At 67.9% G+C, this 16,063-nt stretch carries 11 protein-coding genes and 1 pseudogene; 3 read left to right on the forward strand and 9 right to left on the reverse strand.

What is annotated here, in order from left to right:
• Positions 1-47 precede the first annotated feature (47 nt).
• The 3 genes and pseudogenes from KRX52_RS02460 to KRX52_RS02470 all read right to left on the reverse strand — a co-directional run bounded on the left by KRX52_RS02460 (position 48) and on the right by KRX52_RS02470 (position 2,944).
• Positions 48-368: an NIPSNAP family protein gene (locus tag KRX52_RS02460; protein WP_217679566.1), complete on the reverse strand. Its 321-nt coding sequence runs from the start codon at positions 366-368 to the stop codon at positions 48-50.
• Positions 356-2,111: pseudogene (locus KRX52_RS02465) on the reverse strand (FAD-dependent oxidoreductase); the annotation flags it as partial. The gene KRX52_RS02460 and the pseudogene KRX52_RS02465, both read right to left, overlap by 13 nt.
• Before the next feature lie 23 nt (positions 2,112-2,134).
• Complete coding sequence (locus KRX52_RS02470; RefSeq protein ID WP_217679568.1) at positions 2,135-2,944, reverse strand: shikimate dehydrogenase family protein; 810 nt, start codon at positions 2,942-2,944, stop codon at positions 2,135-2,137.
• A 147-nt stretch (positions 2,945-3,091) separates the two neighbouring features.
• Here KRX52_RS02470 and KRX52_RS02475 point away from each other — a divergent pair, with 147 nt between their 5' ends.
• The 3 genes from KRX52_RS02475 (at position 3,092) to KRX52_RS02485 (ending at position 6,339) form a co-directional block, all read left to right on the forward strand.
• Entirely contained in the window at positions 3,092-3,862 is a 771-nt protein-coding gene (locus tag KRX52_RS02475; protein WP_217679569.1) for an IclR family transcriptional regulator domain-containing protein, read from the forward strand.
• A gap of 135 nt (positions 3,863-3,997) precedes the next feature.
• Complete coding sequence (locus tag KRX52_RS02480; RefSeq protein ID WP_217679570.1) at positions 3,998-4,738, forward strand: sulfite exporter TauE/SafE family protein; 741 nt, start codon at positions 3,998-4,000, stop codon at positions 4,736-4,738.
• Between the two features lie 200 nt (positions 4,739-4,938).
• Entirely contained in the window at positions 4,939-6,339 is a 1,401-nt protein-coding gene (locus tag KRX52_RS02485) for a phospholipase D-like domain-containing protein (protein WP_217679571.1), read from the forward strand.
• A gap of 8 nt (positions 6,340-6,347) precedes the next feature.
• On the opposite strand, the gene KRX52_RS02490 is transcribed toward KRX52_RS02485, so the two are convergent.
• The 6 genes from KRX52_RS02490 to KRX52_RS02515 form a co-directional block, all read right to left on the reverse strand.
• Positions 6,348-8,033, reverse strand: coding sequence for a SulP family inorganic anion transporter (locus KRX52_RS02490; RefSeq protein WP_217679572.1), 1,686 nt, complete (start codon positions 8,031-8,033; stop codon positions 6,348-6,350).
• A gap of 216 nt (positions 8,034-8,249) precedes the next feature.
• On the reverse strand, positions 8,250-8,705 hold the full coding sequence (locus KRX52_RS02495) for a carboxypeptidase regulatory-like domain-containing protein (RefSeq protein ID WP_217679573.1): 456 nt from the start codon (positions 8,703-8,705) through the stop codon (positions 8,250-8,252).
• Between the two features lie 370 nt (positions 8,706-9,075).
• Positions 9,076-10,116 (reverse strand): M48 family metallopeptidase, encoded by a 1,041-nt coding sequence (locus tag KRX52_RS20600; RefSeq protein ID WP_217679574.1) that lies wholly within the window; start codon positions 10,114-10,116, stop codon positions 9,076-9,078.
• An 11-nt stretch (positions 10,117-10,127) separates the two neighbouring features.
• Positions 10,128-11,582: a YjgN family protein gene (locus KRX52_RS02505; protein WP_217679575.1), complete on the reverse strand. Its 1,455-nt coding sequence runs from the start codon at positions 11,580-11,582 to the stop codon at positions 10,128-10,130.
• 343 nt (positions 11,583-11,925) lie between these two features.
• Positions 11,926-14,199, reverse strand: coding sequence for an ATP-dependent DNA helicase (locus tag KRX52_RS02510; protein ID WP_217679576.1), 2,274 nt, complete (start codon positions 14,197-14,199; stop codon positions 11,926-11,928).
• Positions 14,196-15,836, reverse strand: coding sequence for a VRR-NUC domain-containing protein (locus tag KRX52_RS02515; protein WP_217679577.1), 1,641 nt, complete (start codon positions 15,834-15,836; stop codon positions 14,196-14,198). Before KRX52_RS02515 ends, KRX52_RS02510 begins: the two co-directional genes overlap by 4 nt.
• Between the last annotated feature and the right edge of the window lie 227 nt (positions 15,837-16,063).

The raw sequence follows: 16,063 nt of genomic DNA on the forward strand, positions 1-16,063 counted from the left end.
GCCAAAGGATCGCCAGCAGGCTGGCTCCTACGGGATTGCCCCGGGGCTTACTGCAGCGGCGAGAAGCCGGTCGGCCGCATCAGGCGCGACTCCAGGCGCTCCACCGCGTCGAGTTCCTTGTTCTTGCGCGAGAAGGCCGCCCAGCGCGGGTCGGCGGCCATGCTGGCGCGGCGGGCGGCGCGGTCGTCGAGGCTCTCCCAGGCCCAGATGTGCACCACCTGGTTGGCTTCGCCGAACTCGGTGGTGAAGAAGCCGACCAGCTGGCCGAGGTGCTCGCTCTGCACCGGCAGGGCGTCGCTCTGGTACAGGGCCAGCCAGTCGGCGAGGCGGGTCGGCTTGATGGTGTAGGTGCGCAGTTCGTAGTACATGGTGGGTTCTCCGTCGAAAAGTCAGGCTTTGGCCGGCAGCAGGCGCTCGGCGATATGGGTGGCGGCGATGTAGCCGAAGGTGATGCCGGGGCCGAGGGTGATGCCCGGGCCGGGGTAGGTGCCGTCCATGATCGAGTTCATGTCGTTGCCGGCGGCGTACAGCCCGGGGATGGGCGCGCCGTCGAGGCCCAGCACGTTGGCGTGGCGGTCGGTGCGCAGGCCGCGCGCCGAGCCGAGGTCGCCGGTGTCGAGCCGGATGGCATAGAACGGCGCCTTCTCCAGCGGCGCCAGGCACGGGTTCGGCTGCTGGTGCGGGTCGCCGAGGTGACGGTTGTAGCTGTTGCCGCCCTTGCCGAACTGGCGGTCGACCCCGCTGCGGGCATCGCTGTTGTGCAGTTCCAAGGTGGCGCGTAGGCCTTGCGGATCGACGCCGATGGCCTTGGCCAGCGCTTCCGGGGTGTCGGCGCGGTGCAGGTAGCCGGCTTCGATCAGCGCCGAGTTGTCGACCGGCTTGGGCCGGGCCAGCCCCATGCCGTACTTGCCCAAGGCTTCTGCGTCGGCGATCAGCCAGCAGGGCGCGTGGCCCTGGAACATCGCTTCGACGAAGCAGTGGTAGGAGTTGGACTCGTTGACGAAGCGCCGGCCGCTCTTGTCGACGGCGATGATCCCCGGTTTGGCGCGGTCGGTGACCAGGTGCGGGAAGCGCTCCAGCGTGCCGTCGGGGCGGCGCAGCACGGACACCGGCGCCCAGAAGAAGTTGGCGGCGAGGTCCCGGCCGCTGGCGGCGCTGACCGCCTCGGCCAGGCGCAGGGCGTCGCCGGTGTTGGTTTCCGGCGACATGGTCCAGTGCGCCGCGTCGCTGCTCGGCCGTTCGCCGCTGGCCTGGGCGGCGGCGCCGAAGCCGCCGGTGGCGCAGACCACCCCGCCGCGGGCCAGCACACGCACGCTGCGCCCGCCGCGGCGCAGCTGCACGCCGCGCACCGCGCCGTCCTCGACGATCAGCGCCTCGCTCTGGCAGTCCAGCCACAGCTCGACGCCCTTGGCGAAGGCGGTGGTCGCCAGGCGGGCGATCAGCGCGTTGCCCACGGTCAGGCGGGTGCCGCGCGGGTGCCTGAGGCGGTCACGGCCGTAGCGCGCCATCAGCTTGAGGCAGTGCCACAGCGATTTGGGCGAGCGGCGGAAACTGAGGAAATGCTGGATGTCGACGCGGTTCACCATCATGCCGCCGAACAGCAGCATGCCCTGCGGCGGCATGCGCAGGTCCTTGAAGCGCTCGCCCAGGCGCCGGCCGTCGTACTCGACCATCTCCAGAGCGCGGCCGCGCTCGGTGGCGCCGTCCTCGTCCGGGTAGTAGTCCGGGGAGAGCGGGCGCAGGGCGTAGGCCAGTTCGCTGTGCTGCTCGAGGTAGCGCAGCGCCTCGCTGCCGCGCTCGATGTAGGTGTCGACCAGTTCGGCATCGAAGCCCGCGCCGATGGTCTTGCGCAGGTAGGTGCGCACCGCCTCGGGCGAATCCTCGATGCCGGCGGCGCGGGCCTGGTCGGTGCCGTAGACCCACACGGCGCCGCCGGAAATCGCCGAGGTGCCGCCGAAGGTGGCGGCCTTCTCGACGATCAGCACGCGCAGGCCGCGGCAGGCGGCGGTGGTGGCGGCGGCGAAACCGGCCGCGCCGCTGCCGAGCACCACCAGGTCGTATTCGTCGACGGCGGTGTCCGGGGTGATGGAGGAGGGGATTGCGATGGTCATGGCGGGTATCTCCCTGGCGAGGCTCAGATCTGCTGCGGGGTGACGCCCATGAAGGCGCCGAGGTTGCCGAGCTGGGCGAAGGCCATCTCCGCACCGGTCTGCACCGTGCAGCCCATGCACTGGGCGAAGTCGAGCAGCGGGGTGATCTCCGGCGAGGTCACCACGTCCGCCACCAGGGTGCCGGCCCTGAGGGTTTCCAGCTGGGCGACCGGCAGGGGCAGTTCGCCGCTGCCGCCCATGCCCACCGGCGAGGCGTTGACCACCAGGTCGAAGCCGGCCAGCGACGGGTAGTCGGTGTGCACCGCGAGGCGCGGGAAGGCGTCGCGCAGGATCGCCGCCAGCGCCTCGGCGCGCTCGCTGCTGACGTCGGCGATGGTCAGCTCGCTCACGCCGGCTTCGCCCAGGGCGTAGGCAATGGCGCTGCCGACGCCGCCGGAGCCGACCACCAGGGCGCGCTGGCCATGGCCGATGAAGCCGTGCAGACGGGCGGCGTTGAGGAAGCCGTCGCCGTCGACGTTATCGCCGAGCAGGCGACCGTCGGCCTCGCGGCGGATCACGTTGACCGAGCGCAGCGCCGCGGCGCGGGCGCTGACGCCGTCCAGCAGCGGGGCCAGCACCTGCTTGTAGGGCACGGTGACCACGCATCCGCGCAGGTTGCGCCAGCCGCGCAGGGTGGCGAGGAAGTCGTCCAGCGCCGTGTCGGCCAGGTCGATGGCGATCATCGCCAGGTCCTTGTCGTGCTGGGCGAACCAGGTGTTGAAGTTCTCCGGGGATTTCACCTGGGCGATGGGGGAGCCGACGATGGCTACCAGTTCGGTCGAACCGCGGATCATGCTGACCTCCAGCTGTTGTGCTTGTTGTGCGGCGAGTATTGCGAGGGGTTCGCCGGGCCAACAACGCACCTGGCGGTCGTTTGGCTTGTTAATCGCATCAACGCTGCGATAATCGCACTATCTGGCGAATTTTCCCGAGGAGCGTCCATGAGCCAACCGGTGATTCACCCGCGCGACCTGATCGCCGGGCTGCAGAAGGGCCTGGCGCTGATGCAGCTGTTCAGCGAGGAGCAGCCGCGCCTGAGCGTGCCGCAGGCGGCCCGGCTTTCGGGGCTGACCCCCAGCGCGGCGCGGCGCTTCCTGCTGACCCTGGTGCACGAGGGCTTCGCCGAGAGCGACGGCCGCCAGTACTGGCTGACCGCCAAGGCGCTGCGCATCGGCCAGGCCTACGTCGATTCGGCGCAGATGCCGCGCATGCTGCGCCCGGTGGTCGAGCAGGTGGCGCGCACCACCCAGGAGCACGTCGCGGTGGGGCTGCGCGACGGCGACGACATCGTCCATGTGGTGCGCAGCCGCTACAGCCACATCGCCTCGCTGTCGATCCGCCCCGGCTCGCGGGTGCCGATGTACTGCACCGCCAGCGGGCGGACTTGGCTGGCGCACCTGCCCGAGGAGGAGCTGGCCGCCTATTTCGCGCGGACTTCGCTGCGCCAGCTGACGCCCTACACCCGCACCGACGAGGCGGCGATCCGCGCCGAACTGCAGCAGATCGCCGCGCAGGGCTTCGCCATCGTAGATCAGGAATTCGAGGTGGGCATGCGCGTGCTGACGGTGCCGCTGTACGGACGCAGCGGGCGGTTGCAGGCGACCCTGTCGATCACCACCCACGCCTCGCGCCTCAGCGTCGAGGAGATGCGCCTGCGCTACCTGCTGCCGCTCTACGAGGCGCAGGCGCTGCTCAAGCCGGTGCTGGATTGAACAGGCGTTTTACGGTGAAATCGCCGGCCCTGCGCGAATCCGTTCGGTAGTCGGCTGATCGGGCCGACTCTGCGCCGTGCTTCTGCTCCAATCGCGCTTCTTCTGCAACCAGGCCCGATCCCGGAAACCGTACCGATGCTTTCTCTCGAATTCTTCCTGTTCTCCGTGCCCGCGGTGCTGCTCACCGGCCTGTCCAAGGGTGGCTTCGGCGGCGCCCTCGGTGGCATCGCCGTGCCGCTGCTGGCGCTGGGCGTGGCGCCGACCCAGGCGGCGGCGATCATGCTGCCGATCCTCTGCACGGCCGACCTGGTCGGCCTGCGCGCCTACTACGGCAAGTGGGACGTGGCCAACCTGAAGATCATGCTGCCCGGTGCGCTGATCGGCGTGCTGATCGGTTCGCTGACCTTCGGCATGCTGAACGAGCGGGTCATCGGCCTGATGATCGGCGGCATCGCCGTGGCCTTCGTGCTGGCCAACCTGATCCGCCCACCCAGGCCGAACCCGGGCATGCCGCCGGCCAAGGGCACGGGCACGCTGTTCTCCACCCTGGCCGGCTTCACCAGCTTCGTCGCCCACGCCGGCGGCCCGCCGATCATGATGCACCTGCTGCCGCAGCAGCTGGACAAGGTGCGCTACGTGGCCACCATCAACGTGTTCTTCCTGCTGACCAACGCGGTGAAGCTGGTGCCCTACACCATGCTCGGCCAGTTCACCGAGGAGAACCTGCTGGCCAGCCTGGCGCTGGCGCCGTTGGTGCCGCTCGGCGTGTGGGGTGGCCTGTGGCTGCAGGACAAGGTCAACCACCAGTGGTTCTACCGCATCGCGCGCGTCGGCATGCTGGTGGCGGGAATCCAGCTGCTGGTCAAGCACTGGTAAGAGCCTGTTCATGACCGTGGATGAACGGCGAGCCGAAATCGGTTTTGCGCTCGCAGTTCTGCCACGACCGGCGACACTGCAGGGAGCGCCTGTGAGCCCGGTGTCGCGCCCACGCATGTGCGGCGACGCACGGGGGCAGGGCGAGTAGCGTATCGTTCGGCGTACGAACCGACGCGCGCCCACCGGTTGAGGTGTCCGCCATGCTCCCTGACTTGCCCCTCATCCACTGGCTGACCCTGGATGGACTGATCACCGTGGTGACCGTGCTGGTCTACGTGATCAACTCGCATGTCATGCGCCAGCGCCGGCATCCGACGGCGGCGGTCGCCTGGATGCTGTTCATCCTGCTGCTGCCCTATCTGGCCCTGCCGGCATTCCTGCTGTTTGGCACCCGCAAGCGCTCGCGTCCACCTTCGGCCGCTTTGCCGACGCTGCCCGGGCTATGCAGCGCCGACGCCTGGGCTATCGAAACCATAGTGGCGCTCGGCCAGCCCGCGCCGGCGTGCTACGGCGACCTGAGCGTGCATGCAGATGGCCGCCATGCCGGCGACGCCTTGCTGGCCACCATTGATGCGGCGCAGGTCTCGATCGATCTGAGCACCTACATCCTCGGCCGCGATGGCCTCGGCGAGGCCGTGGTCGACCGATTGTGCAAGAAAGCCCAGGCGGGAGTGCGCGTCAGACTGCTGCTGGACGGCGTGGGCTGCCTGCTCGGTGGCCGGCCGAACCTGCGCTGCCTGGTCGATGCGGGTGGGGAGCTGGCGCTGTTCGTGCCGCCGCTGCACTCTCCGCTGAAGGGACGGACCAATCTGCGTAACCATCGCAAGCTGCTGATCGCCGATGCGGACCTGCCCTCGGGTCGCCTGTGGTGCGGCGGGCGCAATCTGTCATCGGAATATTTCGGCGGTGCGCCCGGCAAGGCGCCGTGGCGCGACCTGAGCTTCGACCTGCGCGGGCCATTGCTTGGCCAGGCCAGCGCCCTGTTCGAGCGCGACTGGCGCTTCGCCAAGGGGCTGCCGCCCGTCACCCTGGACTTACCCGAACTGCCCCCAGCGGCGTTTCCGCCCGACGGCGCGCAACTGATCGCCTCCGGCCCTGACCAGGCCGACGATACGCTCTACGCGCTGCTGGTCACCGCCGCTTACCGGGCCCGCCAGCGCATCGTCCTGGCCACTCCGTACTTCGTTCCGGAGTCGGCGCTGCTGATGGCGCTGTGCCTGGCGGCGCGGCGCGGGGTCACGGTCGACCTGCTGCTGCCCGCGCACTCCAATCACCCGCTGTCCGACCTGGCCCGTGGCCGGCCGCTGCGCGCGCTGGCCGCGGCCGGCGGGCGCATCTGGCTGGCACCGGGGATGATGCACGCCAAGCTGGCGGTGATCGACGATGCGCTGGCGCTGAGCGGCTCCGCCAACCTCGACAGCCGCAGCCTGTTCCTCAACTACGAACTGATGGTCGCGTTTCACCACAGCGAGGATGTGCGCCGCTTCGCCGTCTGGTTCGACCGGGAAAGGATCACCGCCAGCCCCTACGTCGCCACGCCGCCGGGCCTGTTTCGCGACGCAGCCGAGGGCATGCTGCAGTTGCTGGGCTTCCAGCTCTGAGCAGGGGCTCAGTCGGGGGAGCCCACCTGCGGCGGGGTGAGCGTGGCCAGGGCTCTGGACACGGCATCATCGACGCTCCAGTTGGTCAGGGCCGCGGCTGGCAGGCAGTGATTGCCGGCGCGGGCGAGCACAGCCATGGCCGGCTCATGCAGGCGGGCAAGCAACAGTTCGATGCCGCGCTCACGGGTGAAGCTGGCCAGCTCCATGAGGGATTCGATGCTGCTGCCGTCGAGATCGGGGGAATCCTCCAGGCTGAGGATCAGCACTTGCGTGGGGGGCGCCGCCTTGCCGGCCAGGGTATCGAGCCGCTGCTGGACGGTGGCCAGTATCTGCTCGGCATTGGCGAAGAACAGCGGGGTTTCCGGGCGCATGATCAGCACGCCGGGAATCGGCTGCGCCTCGGGGTGCGCCCGGATGTCCACGAAGTCGTGCCCCTGGCCTAGCCGGCCGAGCACCGACACCTTGTGCTGGGAAAAGCCGCGCAGGGCCATCAGCACGCTGGCGCCCACCGCCACCAGCAGGCCGGGCAGAATGCCGAGGAGCAGCACGGCGCAGATCGCACACAGAACGACCAGGCGGTCGCGGCGCCAGTGGAAATACACCCGCAGCGCGGCGGGGCTCAGGGTATGGCTGACGGCGTAGATGACGATGGCGGCCAGTACCGGCATCGGGGTGAGCGCCATCCAGGGCAGCAGGGTCAGCACGGCCAGCAGCACCGTCAGCGCCGCGGCCCAGGCCGCCAGCCGGGAGCGGGCACCGGCGGCCTCGTTGGCGGCAGTGGCGGAATAGCCGGCGCCGACCGGCAGCCCGGCGAACAGGCCGGAGGCCACATTGGCCAGCCCCAGGGCGATCAGCTCGCGGTTGGCCGAAAAGGGTTCGCCATATTTGAAGGCGAAGCTGCGCATGCTGGCATAGGACTCCGCATACAGCACCAACAGCAGGGCGAAGGCCAGCTCGGCCAGGTGCAGCCATTCGCTGCGGGTGAGTTCGGGCAGGCTCGGCGCCCTGAACTGCAGATCGATGTTGCCAACCAGGGCCACCCCATGCGGATCCAGCCCCCAGACTACCTGTGTGCCGATGCCCAGGACGATGACCAGCAGGGGGGCGGGGATGCGCCGGTAGGGCTTGAGTGCGAACAGCAACGCCAGGGCGCCCAGGCCCAGGCCGACGCACAGCGGGTTCCAGCCGCCGAATTGGGCGAGGAGATCGAAGCTGCTGCGCAGGATGTCATTGTGGGGCGGTTGCACCCCCAGAATATGCGGCAGCTGCCTGGCGATGATGATCAGGGTCAGGCCGAAGGTGAAGCCGCGCAGCACCGGCTTGGCAATGAACGCGGAGATGCTCCCCAGGCGGGCAAACCCCGCCAGCAGGAAGAAGCCTCCGGTGAGCAGCACCAGGCCGGTGGCCAGGGCCAGTTTGAGGCTGGCATCCCCGGGCGCCAGCGAGACGGTGGCGGCGGCCAGCACCGCCGCCGAGGAGGAGGTGGCCGAGACGATGGCGAAGCGGCTGCGGCCCACCAGTCCGTAGCAGATCAGCCCCGCCAGCAGGGCGATCACCCCGTACTGCGGCGGCAGACCCGCGATGCTCGAATAGGCGACCGCCTCGGGCACCAGCAACCCCGCCACGGCCAGCCCCGCCAGCAGGTCTGGCAGCCAGGGTGCGGCGGCGGCGGGTCGAGTATCGGTGCTGGGCATCGCGCGGTGATCGCTCTTCGTGGAAGCCGGGGGCGATGTGCAGGCGGATACAGACGCCGCTGCCTATGCTTGCGGTCGTTCTAAAAGCTCAAGTGCTTGGGTGCCCGCCATGCGCGACGACAGAGTGTATCTGCCGGCGGCATGAGAGGGCACTGCGTTTTCATCGGCATCGGCCGGAGGCGGTCATGCCACTATGCCTGCCAAGTCTGCTGCGATTCAGGGCGCATCGCTCCAGTGGAGATTCACCGTTCCCACCGATGTTCCTGTCAGATCGACCGTGCCCCGTTTTTCCTGACCCTTCTGGCTGGCAATGATCGAATACTTACCGGCCGGCAACTTGACGTAAACAATCGGGCCCACCTGGTTCAACGATAGCAGGGCGCGCCCATCTGCGGCCTGGATGACCACGTCGACGTTGCTGAGATATTCGTTGAGCGTCCCTGTAGAAAAGGTCATGTGCAGGTTGTAACCCTCGATCTGCTTGAAGGCCTCCGATTCGTCCAAGCCAATGCCGCCCGACAGGTAGGTGATGCCGTTTTGCTCCTGTGGCTGCAGTTGTACGGCCGAACTGGCGCTCGACGGTGCATCGGCTGCCGGCAACAGCGCGGGAAACGCAGCCAGTAACACGGCCAGAACAAGGCTGGCCGGCCTTTGCGAGTGGAAGAGCTTCATGATGAATACTCCTTGCTTGCCAGCGGGCATGGCTACTGCGTCTGCTCAGCGCTTGATCAGGACATTCCTGGCCCCTTCAATGCTGATGCCAGCCATCCCCCCCTGTTGGTTGAAGATGAACGCGACGGGCATCGTCCTACCGTATCGTGCTGGCGAAGACTCTTCGCGCCCTTTTGCGTCGACCCGTATTCAGACTGAAACGGGGTGCCAGGGGTGTCTGTTCGCTAGCAGACATTGCATCGATCATCGTCGCAGCGCTGGCCCTCAGCAGCTCATCATCTGCAGGGCCCTCCACCTGGGCAGCAGCTCGCGCACCTTGGCCTGGCGCTCGCTCTCGTTCAGGTTGCCCGCCATCCCGCAGAGGGCGGCGTCAGCGTCCGTTGAGCTGCCGCATCCGCTCGGCCGTTGGCGGGTGAGTGGAGAGATAGGCGGTCCAGCCGTTCTCCTCATCCTCGCAACGCTCACCCTCGGTGCATTTGTGCGCAGCGCTCTCCAGCCGTGCCAGCATCTGTCCCAACTGAACGGCGTCGATGCCGTGGCTCGCCAGCATGCCGGCGGCGAAGCGGTCGGCCTCGTATTCGAAGTCGCGTGAGTAGCCAAGTTCGGTGAGAATCAGCGGAATGGCCGCGACCAGGGACGATACGGAAGAAACGTCGCCGGTCACCGTCATCACCACCAGACCGAGTGCAGACCCCTGCAGCACCTGACGCAGGCCGTGGCGGCGATCGACGTGGCCGATCTCATGCGCCAGCACCGCCAGCAACTCCTCGTCGTGCTCGGCGAGCTTCACCAATTGGTCGGTGAAGATCACCGTGCCCGAAGGCAGCGCAAACGCGTTGGCCCCGATTGGGCGAGCCGCCTTGCGGAACTCGACCTGAACCGGCAGGCCGCTGGCTTGCATCATCGGCGCGAACCGCTTGCGCAGCCGCGCCTGCTCCTCGAGCGGCAACTCGGAGGGAAACAGCAGCTCGTCCTCAAGCAGCTCGAGCGTGCCCTCGCCGATCTGCCTGTTGACTGCTTCCGGCAGGGCGAAGGCGGTAGCTTCGGCCAGCGCTGGAATGCCGTACCGCATGTCGCCCCAGACGAAGGCAATCGTGACCACCAGGCCGAGCAGCACATAACGCAGGCTGGACTCCAGCCGATGGATAAGGCCGTTCCGCCTATCGCTGCCGGCGAGTAGCCGGTCGACCGCATCATTGTCGGCGGTCTCGAAACTGCCGCCGTCGACAAAGCGCAGCATGCGTGGCGTGTTGCCGAGGCGCGAACTGACGACGACCTCGGCGAGGGGCAGCGGCCCGGCGAGCAGCGCATCGCCGGCGATCACGCGCAGGCAACCGTCGGCCACGACCAGCGTGGCCGCGACCGGCCGTGACGACTCGCCACCGAACCAGGTGCCGGCAAGCTCGTACACAGCCGCTGTACTCACAGAGCCAGACCCACGTCGAACATGTCGGCGAATTCGCCGCCGAGGGAGGAGACTTCCTTGCGCCGGGCGGCGATGAAGCCGTCGAGATCGTCGCAGGCCACCAGCGCCATGTGCTCGGCGGCATAGCGCGCGTTGCGCACCTTCGCCCACGGATAGAACAGGCCCAGGGTCAGCAACATGCCGAGCATGTTCACCAGCATCAGCATGCTGTAGCTGCCCAGCTCGTACTGCGAAACCAGGTGGTTGTCGCCCAGCGCCAGGTTGCCATAGACCAGGTTGGTGAACCTGACGTTGAAGAAGGCGAACAACAGCAGATAGGTCACGGCGCCGACCGCCGACGCCAGGACCGGACTCAGGCCGCTCAGTACGGAGATCAGCACGCCGGCGGCGACGCCGATGCCCAGCATCGCCAGGAAGATCATGTAGAACGGGCGGGCGCCGACGTCGAGCTGGAAGCATGAGGTGCCGTAGCGGCTGTTGCCGGCAATGAAGCGCTGCTGCTTGTGCATCGCCAGCGGCATCAGGATACCCAGCGTCAGCGCGCCCAGCAGCGGCCAAACCAGGAAGGCCATCGCCGCGTCGCCATAGCTGCCATCGAAGCCGAAGCGCACGCCGCGCCAGGCGCTGTTGCTGTTGCGGAAGCTCAGCCCGCGCACGATGATCCACGGCAGCGCGACGAGCAGCAGCAGGCCCATCACCGCGCCGAGCACCACCGACAGCTCGCCGGCCACGGAATAGATCACCAGGCAGGCGAAGGCGATCAGGCGCCCCTTGAGGATCTTCAGCGGATCGGCCAGGTAATCGAAGCTGCTGCCGTCGAGCTGGGTGTTGGCGTAGAAGTAGCGCTGCGTCCTCACCTTGGCCCAGGCCGAGTAGATGCCGAGGGTGACGATGGAAAGCAGGATGTTGACGATCCAGATGCGGAAGAACTCAAAGCCTTCACCGCGAAACTCGAAGGCCAGTTCCCGTGGCGCCGCACTGGCGGCGTCTTTGCCACGCGCGGTCACCGCCGCGGGCGGTGCGCCATCTCCCTGGATGCGCGCGGCACCGGCTGCCGCCTCGTGGTGTTCGCGCTGCGGAGGCGAGATCGCCACGGGCTGCCCGACAGCGGGTGCAGCATCGGTCTGGATGGCGAGTGGCACAGCCGGAGCGGCAACGGCGCCCTTGCTCTTGACCACGCCCGGCATCGACGCCGCGGGCGGAGCAGGCCGGGCGAGAGGGGGAGCCTCGACCATGACCACAGCGCCGATGCGCCGCAGCGCATCGCGATAGCGCGCGGCCTCATCGTTGGTCAGCCCGTTCTTGAGTACCACGCGAGGATGGGAAAACAGCTGATCGAGCCGCTCGGCGCTCAACTTGAACAGGCGCCCGAATGCTGCCTGCACCTGCTCCTTGCTGAAACCGTCGAGGACTTCGCCCCTGAACACTACCGCATACACTGCTTCCGACATTGGCACTTCTCCCTGGGGCTATATCCCTTGCCACGTATTTAAGTACCTGAAGGAACGTGATCCGGCATCGCGCAGGCCCGAATCGCCCAGCCCCTTTAACCTCAAGGCATTGGGCGCCGTATAAGGCCACAGGAAACCGGAGTGCCTCCTTTCAGGTAGTTATCCATTGCCAATTCGGTCATGCCATCCGGCAATCTCACTGGCAGTGCCGCGGATGATAAATGCAATGCCGGCCGCACTCCAATCACCGGTGCACACGGCCATCGGTCCTGCCTGCCAGCGCGGACTTACCTGTGCCGGCCGGTCCGCCGCGCCCGTGACGATTCGGGATGCGGCCGGCCAGTCAGTATCTGATCGACGCCACTTCCCACCAGCCCGGCAGCAACTCCCTGACCCTGGCCTGCCCGAAGCGATCGTCGAGCAGGTACACCACGCCCTGGTCGGAGGTGGTGCGAATCACCCGCCCGGCGGCCTGGACGACCTTCTGCAGGCCCGGGTACAGATAGGCGTAGTCGTAGCCGCTGCCCTGGCCGAACATCTGCTGCATGCGCGCCTTGATCTCCTCGTTGATCTCGTTGACCTGCGGCAGGCCAAGGGTGGCGATGAAGGCGCCGATCAGGCGGTTGCCGGGCAGGTCGATGCCCTCGCCGAAGGCACCGCCCAGCACGGCAAAACCGATGCCCTGCGAGCTGTCGGTGAAGCCATCCAGGAAGGCCTGGCGCTCGCTCTCGTTCATGCTGCGGGTCTGTACGCTGCTCGGAATCTCCGGATGCAGGGTCATGAACAGTTCCCGCACCTGTTGCAGATAGGCGTAGCTGCTGAAGAAGGCCAGGTAGTTGCCGGGCCGGGCCTGGTACTGCGCGGCCATGATCCGGCAGATCGGCGCGAGGCTGGCGTCACGATGCTGGAAACGGGTCGACAGGTTGCGCACAATCCGCACCTCCAGCTGTTCGGCCGAGAACGGCGATTCCACCTCGAGCCAGCGGGTTTCCTCGGGCAGGCCGAGCAGGTCGCGGTAGTAGTTCGCCGGGCGCAGGGTGGCGGAGAACAGGGTCGTGGTGTGGGCGTCGGCGAAGCGACCGGCCAGGAAGGGCGCCGGCACCACGTTGCGCAGGCAGAGGGTCGAGCGGCTGCGCACCATCGAGCTTTCATGCCGGCTGATGTCGAACAGCGAGTGCGCGCCGTAGGCCTCGGCGAGGCGGCAGAACAGCATGGCGTCCAGGTAGAACTGCAGCAGGGCGCGGTCGTTGCCGTTGGGCTGGTCGGTCAGGTGATCGGTAATGGCGCTGACGGCTTTCTGCAGGGCCATGACGAACAGGTCCGGCAGCGTCGGGTAGATCTGGTAGGTGACCTCCTGGTCCCGGTTGAGCTGGTTCCAGTGGCGGTTTACCCGTTCCAGTGAGCCTTTCAGGGCCGCCGGGGCGACGCGGCGCATCTCGAGGAAAACGTCCTGGTCCAGCTCCGCCGTGTACATGCTGCGCGCGCGTTCGACCAGGTTGTGCGCCTCGTCGACCAGCACCGCCACCCGCCACTCGTTGAGCAGCTTCAGGCCGTAGAGCAGGGCGCTCAGGTCGAAGTAGTAGTTGTAGTCGCCGACCACCACATCAACCCAGCGGCACAGCTCCTGGCTCAGGTAGTAGGGGCAGACCTGGTGGGCGAGGGCGATCTCGCGCACCTGTTCCTGGGTCAGCCAGCGCTGCTGCAGGGCGGCCAGGCGGGCGGCGGGCAGGCGGTCGTAGAAGCCTTGGGCCAGCGGGCAGGATTCGCCATGGCAACTCTTGTCCGGATGCTCGCAGGCCTTGTCGCGGGCCACATGTTCGAGCACGCGCAGCGGCATGTCCGTTTCCTGGCGGAGCAGGCTGTCCAGGGCGTCCAGGGCCAGGCGCCGGCCGGGCGTCTTGGCGGTGAGGAAGAACAGGCGGTCGAGCTGCTGCGCGGGGAAGGCCTTGAGCTGGGGGAACAGCGTGGCGAGGGTCTTGCCGATCCCAGTGGTGGCCTGCGCCATCAGGGTATGGCCATCGCGGGCGGCGCGGTAGACCGCTTCGGCCAACTGGCGCTGGCCGCGGCGAAACTGCGGATACGGGAAGGTCAGTCTCTCCAGACTGGCATCGCGCGCCTCGCGATGCGCCTCCTCCTGCTGCGCCCAGGCGATGAAGCGCCCGCAGTGCAAGGCGAAAAAGGCCTGCAGCTGCGCCGCCGTGAAGCCTTCGCGAAACACGGTTTCCTTCTGCGTCAGCACGTTGAAATAGACCACCGCCAGCTCGATTTCGTCCAGCCCCTCGCTCTGGCAGAGCAGCCAGCCATACACCTTCACCTGCGCCCAGTGCAGCAGGCGGTGGTTTTCCGGGATGCGGGCGACGTCGCCACGGTGGGTCTTGATCTCCTCCAGGAGGTTTTGCCCCGGGTCATAGCCATCGGCGCGGCCGCTGACCACCAGGCCCGGCCAGGTTCCGACCAGGGGCAACTCCGACTGGTAGTCCGCGCCGCGGCGCGCCACCACCGTCTGGTGCCCGGCGATGCCTTCCTGCGCGGTCGGCGAGGGGGTGAAGCGCAGGTCGAGATCGCCCTCCTTGGCGGTGAACTCGCACAGGGCGCGCACGGCTACGGCATAGGTCATGCCTCGGCCCAGCTCACGTAGCAGACTTCCACTGGGATGCCGTGCTCGGCCGCGAAGGCCAGCCAGCGCTTCTGGTTGTCCTGCAGGCGGTCGCCGGGACCCTTTACCTCGATCAGCCGGTAGCGGCGCTCGGCGGGATAGAACTGGATCAGGTCGGGCATGCCGGCGCGGTTGGCCCTGAGGTCGCGCAGCAGCCGCTCGAAACAGGCGCGCAGGTGTGCGGCGGGGATGCACGCCAGGGCCTGCTCCAGCAGTTCCTCGCTGAGCAGATTCCAGAACACGAAGGGCGATTGGGTGGCGTACTTGTCGCGATAGCGCTGGCGGATCTGTGTCTGCCAGTCCGGGCTGTCCAGGCGGCCCAGGCAGGCGTCGAACAGCGCCTGACGCCGCGGGTAGAACTCGGCGCTGTACAGATCCACCGGCCCGGTGTGGAAGGGATGGAAGAAGGCGCCCGGCAGCGGGGCGAAGATGGCCTCCCAGCAGAGCAGGCCGAACAGGCTGCACAGCAGGGTGTTTTCCACGTAGTGCGCGGGCGCCAGCTCGCTGTGCAGATAGTCGCGCACGGCGAACTCGACGCTGCCGTGCTGCGGGCGCTCCAGGACCAGTTCCATCCGGCATTCGCCATGGGCTGGCTGGCGTTTGCCGACGGGCAGGCCGAGCTTGCGCTGCAGGCGGGTCAGCGCCCGCTCCAGGCGCTGCGTCTCCTCGTCGTTGTGCGGGGCGGCGCTGAGGGCTTGCGCCAGCGCATGGGCCTCGGAGTGCCGCCCGAGCTTTTCCAGCACGCGGATCTGCCGCCAGCGCGCCTCGCCATGGGCGCAGCGCTGGTAGACCGCGAGGGCGCGCTGCGTTTCGTCCTGCTTCTCCAGCTGCTGGGCGATGCGGAACAGCAGCCTGGCGTGGCGGGACTGCAGGTAGGGGTTGTCCGAGGCAAAGCCGAGCAGCGAACCGAGCAGCTCCTCGATGGGCTCGCCGGCCTCGAAGCGCAGGCGCTGCTCGCGCAGGTACAGGTACTGTTCGACGTCTTCGCGGCAGCGGAAGCCGCGGGATTCGGGGCTGATCGCCACCGGCTCGTAGCGATAGATGCCGAGGTCGGCGAGGACGAACTCCGACCAGTCCTGGCTCAGGTTGCCGAAGAACAGCAGGCGCAGGCGATCGCACAGCTCGCCGACCTGCAGGCTGTACAGGCGGTCGTCGAGCGTCGGGCACCAGGCGGCGAAGGGTTGCGCCGGCAGCGCCAGCGCCAGGAGCTGCTCCAGCAACGCGGTTTTCTTCTGCGCGGCGCGCCGGTCAGCCAGGGGCAGCTGCGCCAGCAGCTCGTCCTTGCGCAGCAGGGCAGCGATCTCTGAAGGCTCCAGCAGAGCCTGGTCGCTGAGCCATCCGCACTGGATTAGCGCCCGGGCGGCCGCGTGGATATCGCTGATCTCGGCGTACTGCAGCTTGCTGGCGCGGAAGTGGCTGCCCTGGCGCATGACCATGCGCACCAGCAGCGCCTGCGCAGGCCAGGCAAGCGCGGCGAACTGGGCGATGAAGGCGCGTTCTTCGTCGCTCAGCAGGTCGGCAGAGCGCTCGCTGATCCAGGCGAGCGCGGTGCGAAAGTTGCTGAGGTAATAGAGTTCGGGGGGCAGGGACGTAGGCATGGCGGGATGTTATGTACAAGCATCCAGCATTGCCAAGGCTGTGTGTCGGATTCTTCAGCGTCGGGCGCCTGTCCCTACGTCGCCACCCAGCCGGGTCTGCACCGCGACGGGGCCGAGGGGATCTCGCAGTTGCTGGGGTTGCCGTTGTGAGCCGGGACATTGCGGGAGGGGGCCTGTTGCGGGGGGCAGCGGCCTGGTCACTGGACCGGTCAGCTTCCGGTTGGTCG

The sequence above is a fragment of the Geopseudomonas aromaticivorans genome (assembly GCF_019097855.1).
GTDB classification, from domain to species: domain Bacteria; phylum Pseudomonadota; class Gammaproteobacteria; order Pseudomonadales; family Pseudomonadaceae; genus Geopseudomonas; species Geopseudomonas aromaticivorans.

Bases quoted from the DNA above. Each gene is read 5' to 3' on its own strand.
- KRX52_RS02515 (WP_217679577.1), bottom strand. From the start codon at position 15,836: ATGCCTACGTCCCTGCCCCCCGAACTCTATTACCTCAGCAACTTTCGC.
- KRX52_RS02480 (WP_217679570.1), top strand. From the start codon at position 3,998: ATGCTTTCTCTCGAATTCTTCCTGTTCTCCGTGCCCGCGGTGCTGCTC.
- KRX52_RS02505 (WP_217679575.1), bottom strand. From the start codon at position 11,582: ATGTCGGAAGCAGTGTATGCGGTAGTGTTCAGGGGCGAAGTCCTCGAC.
- KRX52_RS02485 (WP_217679571.1), top strand. From the start codon at position 4,939: ATGCTCCCTGACTTGCCCCTCATCCACTGGCTGACCCTGGATGGACTG.
- KRX52_RS02495 (WP_217679573.1), bottom strand. From the start codon at position 8,705: ATGAAGCTCTTCCACTCGCAAAGGCCGGCCAGCCTTGTTCTGGCCGTG.
- KRX52_RS02475 (WP_217679569.1), top strand. From the start codon at position 3,092: ATGAGCCAACCGGTGATTCACCCGCGCGACCTGATCGCCGGGCTGCAG.
- KRX52_RS02510 (WP_217679576.1), bottom strand. From the start codon at position 14,199: ATGACCTATGCCGTAGCCGTGCGCGCCCTGTGCGAGTTCACCGCCAAG.
- KRX52_RS02470 (WP_217679568.1), bottom strand. From the start codon at position 2,944: ATGATCCGCGGTTCGACCGAACTGGTAGCCATCGTCGGCTCCCCCATC.
- KRX52_RS02490 (WP_217679572.1), bottom strand. From the start codon at position 8,033: ATGCCCAGCACCGATACTCGACCCGCCGCCGCCGCACCCTGGCTGCCA.
- KRX52_RS02460 (WP_217679566.1), bottom strand. From the start codon at position 368: ATGTACTACGAACTGCGCACCTACACCATCAAGCCGACCCGCCTCGCC.